At 64.7% G+C, this 1,230-nt stretch carries 2 protein-coding genes; both read right to left on the bottom strand.

Features of this window, described 5'->3' with window-relative positions; translation table 11 throughout:
- A partial coding sequence (locus EB084_25975; protein NDD31713.1) for a dihydrolipoyllysine-residue succinyltransferase occupies window positions 1-203 on the bottom strand: 203 nt, incomplete at its 3' end.
- A 61-nt stretch (window positions 204-264) separates the two neighbouring features.
- Window positions 265-1,230 (bottom strand): 2-oxoglutarate dehydrogenase E1 component (locus EB084_25970; GenBank protein NDD31712.1); only part of this gene is annotated, 966 nt, incomplete at its 5' end.

Raw genomic sequence — 1,230 nt, 5'->3', positions numbered from 1 at the left:
TTCACCGTCTCGCCCATGCGCTTGATGATGCGAACCAGCACACCGTCGATGGGCGCTCCCACCTCGAGGTTCGCCTTGTCTGTCTCGAGAACGACAACCGGCGCGTCACAGGTTACCCATTCGCCTTCATTGGCCAGCCACGCAGAGACCACGGCTTCTGATACCGATTCCCCGGCCGCGGGGACGACGATGTTCTCCGACACGTTCTACCTCCCTCAGAGCAACTACGCTCTCAACCCTTTCGAATCGCGAATGAACCTGGCGTCAAGCCAGCTCGAGCGCCTGGGCGATGAGCCACTCCTGCTCGACCTTATGGCTGGTAGCCGACCCGGTCGCCGGGCTGGCCGACTCCGGTCGCGCCACCGAGAGAAACGGGTGCGGCGCGCACAGCGCATCGCCGTAGCGGCTCTGCAGGAAGTGCAGCGCCCCCATGTTCGACGGCTCTTCTTGAACCCACACCACGGGGACCTTGCGGGGGATGCCCGCAAGCGCACGGGCCACCATCTCGGTGTGAAGCGGATAGAGCTGCTCGAGGCGCACGATGGCGATCTTGTCATCGAGACCGCGCTCGCCGCGAGCGGTCACCAGCTCGTAGTAGAGCTTGCCGCTGCACAGCAGCACCTTCTGCACCTGAGACGGATCGGCGACCGAGGTATCGGGGATGATGCGCTGGAAGTGCCCGTCAGACAGCTCGTCGAGGGTCGACACCGCCTTGGGGTGTCGCAGCAGGCTCTTGGGCGACATCACGATGAGCGGCTTTCGATAGGGCCGCAGCACCTGACGGCGCAGGCAGTGAAAGAGCTGGGCGGGGGTGGTGAGATTCACGACTTGAATGTTGTCGCGTGCCGTGAGCATGAGGAAGCGCTCGAGGCGCGCGCTCGAGTGCTCCGGGCCCTGCCCCTCGAAGCCGTGGGGCAGCAGCATGACCAGGCCGTTGATGAGATGCCACTTGGCCTCTGAGCTCACGATGAACTGATCGATGATGACCTGCGCCACGTTGACGAAATCGCCGAACTGGGCCTCCCAGGCCACCAGGGCGTCTGGCATGTCGAGGCTGTAGCCCCACTCGAACCCCAGCACGCCTGTCTCGCTGAGCGGACTGTCCCAGAAGTCCACAGCCCCCTGTCCTGCCGCCATGGGGGAACCGCCCGGGCCTCCGTGGCGCCACAGCATCTTGTAGGGATGCCAGGTGTGCCCCGTCTCCTGATCGTGCCAGACTGCGTGCCGATG

The sequence above is a fragment of the Pseudomonadota bacterium genome, assembly GCA_010028905.1.
Taxonomy (GTDB): Bacteria; Vulcanimicrobiota; Xenobia; order RGZZ01; family RGZZ01; genus RGZZ01.
The sequence above is the reverse complement of the archived record's forward strand: the minus strand, read 5'-3'. Positions and strand labels throughout refer to the sequence as shown.